The 5668-nt window shown below is 72.6% G+C and carries 4 protein-coding genes; all 4 read left to right on the forward strand.

Annotation, left to right across the window (positions count from 1 at the left end; translation table 11 throughout):
* Positions 1-313 precede the first annotated feature (313 nt).
* The 4 genes from HMPREF3105_RS06745 (at position 314) to serA (ending at position 5550) form a co-directional block, all read left to right on the forward strand.
* Positions 314-2215 (forward strand): acetolactate synthase large subunit, encoded by a 1902-nt coding sequence (locus HMPREF3105_RS06745; RefSeq protein WP_070709030.1) that lies wholly within the window; start codon positions 314-316, stop codon positions 2213-2215.
* A gap of 12 nt (positions 2216-2227) precedes the next feature.
* Positions 2228-2737 (forward strand): acetolactate synthase small subunit, encoded by a 510-nt coding sequence (ilvN, locus tag HMPREF3105_RS06750; RefSeq protein WP_002854209.1) that lies wholly within the window; start codon positions 2228-2230, stop codon positions 2735-2737.
* Between the two features lie 36 nt (positions 2738-2773).
* Positions 2774-3805 carry a ketol-acid reductoisomerase gene (gene ilvC / locus HMPREF3105_RS06755; RefSeq protein ID WP_069941569.1) on the forward strand — a complete coding sequence of 344 codons (1032 nt, stop codon included), beginning with the start codon at positions 2774-2776 and terminating at the stop codon, positions 3803-3805.
* A 149-nt stretch (positions 3806-3954) separates the two neighbouring features.
* The gene (gene serA, locus HMPREF3105_RS06760; protein ID WP_069941570.1) at positions 3955-5550 is read left to right on the forward strand and encodes a phosphoglycerate dehydrogenase; all 1596 of its coding nucleotides are present in this window, start codon (positions 3955-3957) and stop codon (positions 5548-5550) included.
* The last annotated feature ends 118 nt before the right edge of the window (positions 5551-5668 follow it).

The raw sequence follows: 5668 nt of genomic DNA on the forward strand, positions 1-5668 counted from the left end.
ACCTCATGACCCACAACAACTAGGGTGGGCTCAGGCCCGGGATTCGACCCCGACCGCCCGGTCGTCTCACGATGTGACGCTTTATCTCACATTGCGAGACAGGCGGGTGGTCGATGGCGGACGGGGCGCACGGCTGTCGATACTGAGACCACCCCGAAGGACCCGGCGGCCCGTGTCCCCACCTCAGACTCCGCCACGCCGGCCCGATCCGTCATCGACGCGGCCACGGTCCCCGACGCCCGACGGATCCGAACGACGACCGTCCGACGCCCCCGCGACGGACACGCAGCGACGAACGCAGTGAGGTGACCCCATGAGCACGACCCCCCGCGACGCCCGCGCGGCGGTCCCGCAGGTCCCGACGCCGGCCTCCCGCCCGACGGAGACGGCCCGGGTCCAGGAGCGCCGTCCGGCCCCTCGGCCCGAGATCGTCGAGCCGCGGGTGCCCGGCGAGGGCTCCCGCGTCGAGCCGACCCGGATGACCGGTTCCGAGGGCATCATCCGCTCCCTGGAGGAGCTGGGGGTCACGGACGTGTTCGGGCTGCCCGGCGGCGCCATCCTGCCGACCTACGACCCGCTCATGGACTCCGATCGGATCCGCCACATCCTGGTGCGCCACGAGCAGGGTGCCGGTCACGCGGCGCAGGGCTACCACCTGGCCACCGGCAAGGTCGGCGTGGCCATCGCCACCTCCGGTCCCGGCGCCACCAACCTGGTGACCGCCATCGCGGACGCCCACATGGACTCCCAGGCGGTCGTGTTCATCACCGGCCAGGTCTCCTCCGCCGCGATCGGCACGGACGCCTTCCAGGAGGCGGACATCGTGGGCATCACGATGCCCATCACCAAGCACTCCCGGCTCGTGACCCGGCCCGAGGACGTCCCCCAGGCCCTCGCCGAGGCGTTCCACATCGCCGCCACGGGCCGGCCCGGGCCCGTGCTCGTGGACGTCACCAAGGACGCCCAGCAGGGCGAGTTCGAGTTCGCGTGGCCGCCCCGGATCGACCTGCCCGGCTACCGCCCCGTCCTGCGCGGCCACCCCCGGCAGATCCGCGAGGCCGCCCGGCTGGTCCGCGAGGCCCGGCGCCCCGTGCTGTACGTGGGCGGCGGCGTGGCCCGCGGCGAGGCCCATGAGGAGCTGCGCGCCCTCGCCGAGCTCACGGGCGCCCCGATGGTCACCACCCTCACCGCCCGCGGCGTCTTCCCCGACTCGCACCCCCAGCACCTGGGCATGCCGGGCATGCACGGCGGCGTCCCCGCCGTGGCCGCGCTCCAGCAGGCCGACCTGCTGATCACGCTCGGCGCCCGCTTCGACGACCGCGTGACCGGTCACCTGCCCTCGTTCGCCCCCGGCGCCCGCGTGATCCACGCGGACATCGACCCGGCCGAGATCTCCAAGAACCGCACCGCGGACGTGCCGATCGTCGGCCACGTCAAGGAGATCATCCCGGACCTGGTGGCCGAGCTCGCGACGGACACCGAGGCGCTGCCCGACCTCGCCGACTGGTGGGCGGTGCTGCGGCGCCTGCAGGAGACCTACCCGATGGGCTGGACCGAGACCGAGGACGGCCTCCTCGCGCCCCAGGAGGTGATCTCGCGTCTGTCGGCCCTGTCCGGCACCGAGGCCACCTACGTGGCCGGCGTCGGCCAGCACCAGATGTGGGCCAGCCAGTTCGTCGCCTACGAGCGCCCGCGCCAGTGGCTCAACTCGGCCGGCCTCGGGACGATGGGCTTCGCCGTCCCCGCCGCGATGGGGGCGCAGGTGGGCGAGCCCGACCGCGTGGTCTGGGCCATCGACGGCGACGGCTGCTTCCAGATGACCAACCAGGAGCTCGCCACGTGCGTGATCAACCGCATCCCCATCAAGATCGCGGTGATCAACAACTCCTCGCTGGGCATGGTGCGTCAGTGGCAGACCCTCTTCTACGACGGGCGCTACTCGAACACGGACCTGAACACGGGCCACGACACCGCCCGGGTGCCGGACTTCGTCAAGCTCGCCGACGCCTACGGCGCCGCGGGCCTGCGCTGCGACCGCCGGGAGGACCTGGACGACACCATCCGGCAGGCCCTCGCCATCGACGACCGCCCCGTGATCGTGGACTTCGTGGTCTCCCGTGACGCCATGGTCTGGCCGATGGTCCCCGCGGGGGTCAGCAACGACGCGATCCAGGTGGCCCGGGGCATGACGCCCGACTGGGACCAGGAAGACTGAGGAGGGCAACCGATGGAACGCCACACCCTGTCCGTGCTCGTCGAGGACGTGCCCGGCACCCTGACCCGCGTGGCCGGCCTCTTCGCCCGGCGCGCGTTCAACATCCACTCGCTGGCCGTGGGCGTCACGGAGGTCGAGGGCCTGTCCCGGATCACCGTGGTCGTCGACGCCGACACGGACCTGCTCGAGCAGGTCACCAAGCAGCTGAACAAGCTGATCAACGTGATCAAGGTCGTCGAGCTCACGCCCGACTCCTCCGTTCAGCGCGACCACCTGCTCGTCAAGGTGCGCGCCGATGCCGCCACCCGCGGTCAGGTCGTCCAGGCGGCCGACCTGTTCCGCGCCCACGTCGTCGACGTGGCCCCGGAGTCCCTGACCCTCGAGGCCACCGGCACCCGTGACAAGCTCGAGGCCTTCCTCGAGATGATGGAGCCCTACGGCGTGCGTGAGCTCGTCCGCTCGGGCACCCTCGCCCTCGCCCGGGGGCCGCGGTCCATGACCGACCGCGCCCTGGCCCGCTGACCCGTCCCGATCCACCCATCCCGTGAGGAGAACAGCATGACCGTGAAGAAGTTCTACGACGACGACGCCGACCTGTCGATCATCCAGGGCCGCACCGTGGCCGTCATCGGCTACGGCTCCCAGGGCCACGCCCACGCCCTGTCGCTGCGCGACTCCGGCGTGGACGTGCGCATCGGCCTCGCCGAGGGCTCCAGGTCCCGCGCCAAGGCCGAGGCCGAGGGCCTGCGCGTCGTCGACGTCGCCACCGCCGCCGCCGAGGCCGACCTGATCATGATCCTCACCCCGGACCAGGTCCAGGCCGACGTGTACGACCAGCACATCGCCGGCAACCTGCAGGAGGGCGACGCCCTGTTCTTCGCGCACGGCTTCAACGTGCGCTTCGGCTACATCCAGGCCCCCGAGGGCGTCGACGTCGCCCTGGTCGCCCCCAAGGGACCGGGCCACGTGGTGCGCCGCGAGTTCGAGGCCGGCCGCGGCGTGCCCGCGCTGATCGCCGTCGAGAAGGACGCCTCCGGCCAGGCCCACGCCCTCGCCCTGTCCTACGCCAAGGCCGTGGGCGGCACCCGCGCCGGCGTCATCGAGACGACCTTCACCGAGGAGACCGAGACCGACCTGTTCGGCGAGCAGGCCGTGCTCTGCGGCGGCGCCTCCCAGCTCGTGCAGTACGGCTTCGAGACCCTCACCGAGGCCGGCTACCAGCCCGAGATCGCCTACTTCGAGGTGCTGCACGAGCTGAAGCTCATCGTCGACCTCATGGTCGAGGGCGGCATCGCCAAGCAGCGCTGGTCCATCTCCGACACCGCGGAGTACGGCGACTACGTCTCCGGCCCCCGCGTCATCACCCCCGACGTGAAGGAGAACATGAAGGCGGTCCTCGCCGACATCCAGTCCGGCGCCTTCGCGAAGCGCTTCATGGACGACCAGAAGGCCGGTGCGCCCGAGTTCAAGGAGCTGCGCGCCCGGGGCGAGGCCCACCCGATCGAGAAGACCGGCCGCGAGCTGCGCCAGATGTTCTCCTGGCTCAAGGACGCGGACGACGACTACACCGAGGGCACGGCGGCCCGCTGAGCCGCCCGAGCCCCCGACGCCGGCCCCGGGCATCGCGCTCCGGGGCCGGCGTCGCATTCCGGCCACGGCCCGGTCACGCGTCTAGGCTCGGACCGGAGCGCGGGCCGGCCCGCCTTCCATCCCACCGCACCACACCTCCAGGAGCACCCGTGAGCGCAGCCCAGCCCGTCGTCCTGATCGCCGAGGAACTCTCGCCCGCCACCGTCGAGGCCCTCGGCCCCGACTTCGAGATCCGCCGCACGGACGGCGCCGACCGCGCCCGCCTCCTCGAGGACCTGCGCGACGTCGACGCGGTGCTGATCCGCTCGGCCACCCAGATGGACGCCGAGGCGATCGCCGCCGCGCCGCAGCTGAAGGTCATCGCGCGCGCCGGCGTCGGACTGGACAACGTGGACGTGCCCGCCGCCACCGAGGCCGGCGTCATGGTCGTCAACGCGCCGACGTCGAACATCATCTCCGCCGCCGAGCTCACCTGCGGCCACATCCTGGCCGCCGCCCGCAACATCGCGGCCGCCAACGGCTCGCTGAAGGCGGGGGAGTGGAAGCGGTCGAAGTACACGGGCGTCGAGCTGTACGGCAAGCGGCTGGGCGTGATCGGCCTGGGCCGCATCGGCGCGCTCGTGGCCGAGCGCATGAAGGCGTTCGGCATGGAGATCCTCGCCTACGACCCCTACGTGACCACCGCCCGGGCGCAGCAGCTCGGCGCGAGCCTCGTGGAGCTGGACGAGCTGCTCGAGCGCGCCGACGTGGTCACGATCCACATGCCCAAGACCCCCGAGACGGTCGGCATGATCGGCGATGAGCAGTTCGCCCGCATGAAGGACACCGCGATCATCGTGAACGTGGCCCGCGGCGGCCTCGTGGACGAGGACGCCCTCGCCCGCGCGCTCGAGACCGGGACCATCGGGGGCGCCGGCATCGACGTCTTCAGCTCCGAGCCGGCCACCGACCTGGCGTTCTTCGCCCACGACTCCGCCGTGGTCACCCCCCACCTGGGCGCCTCGACCGCCGAGGCCCAGGAGAAGGCGGGCGTCGCCGTCGCCGGCTCCGTGCGCCTGGCCCTCTCCGGCGAGCTCGTGCCGGACGCCGTGAACGTGGCCGGCGGCGCGATCCACGAGGACGTGCGCCCCGGCCTGCCGCTGGCCGAGAAGCTGGGCCGCGTGCTCACCGCGCTGGTGGGCGAGCAGTCCATCACGGCCGTCGAGGTGGAGATCGCCGGTGAGATCGCCGAGCACGACGTCTCCGCGATGCGCCTGGCCGCCCTGAAGGGCGTGTTCACGGACATCGTCTCGGACCAGGTCTCCTACGTGAACGCCCCCGTGCTGGCCGAGCAGCGCGGCGTCGAGTGCCGCCTCACCACCACCGCGGTGTCCGAGTCCTACCGCAACACCGTCACGGTGCGCGCCGCGACCGCGCAGGGCTCCCAGACGGCCGTCACCGGCACGCTCACCGGCCCGCGCCAGGTGCAGAAGCTCGTGGGCGTGGACCGGCACGAGCTCGAGGTGCCGCTGGCCGACCACCTGCTCGTGTTCGCCTACCAGGACCGCCCGGGCGTGATCGGCGTCCTGGGCCAGGCCCTCGGGGTGCAGGGCGTGAACATCGCCGGCATGGACGTCTCGCGCGACGACGAGGGCGCCGCCCTGGCCGTACTGACCCTGGACGGGGCCCTCTCCGGGGACACCGCGGCCACGCTGGCCGCGGCCATCGGCGCCGCCCGTGCGGCCGAGGTGGACCTCTCCGTCTGACCCGTCGACGCCCGGGCGGGCAACGCGGGGCCGGCGCGCGTCGCCCTGTGTTGAGATGGTGTCCATGTCGCGTCCAGCCGAGCCCCGCCCCACACCCGCCCCGACCGCGCGCGCCGCA

Source organism: Micrococcus sp. HMSC31B01 (genome assembly GCF_001816085.1).
Classification (GTDB): Bacteria; Actinomycetota; Actinomycetes; order Actinomycetales; family Micrococcaceae; genus Micrococcus; species Micrococcus luteus.

What these genes read in the sequence shown, in the direction of transcription:
- HMPREF3105_RS06745 (WP_070709030.1), top strand. Translation starts at nt 314, where the DNA reads ATGAGCACGACCCCCCGCGACGCCCGCGCGGCGGTCCCGCAGGTCCCG.
- ilvN (WP_002854209.1), top strand. Translation starts at nt 2,228, where the DNA reads ATGGAACGCCACACCCTGTCCGTGCTCGTCGAGGACGTGCCCGGCACC.
- ilvC (WP_069941569.1), top strand. Translation starts at nt 2,774, where the DNA reads ATGACCGTGAAGAAGTTCTACGACGACGACGCCGACCTGTCGATCATC.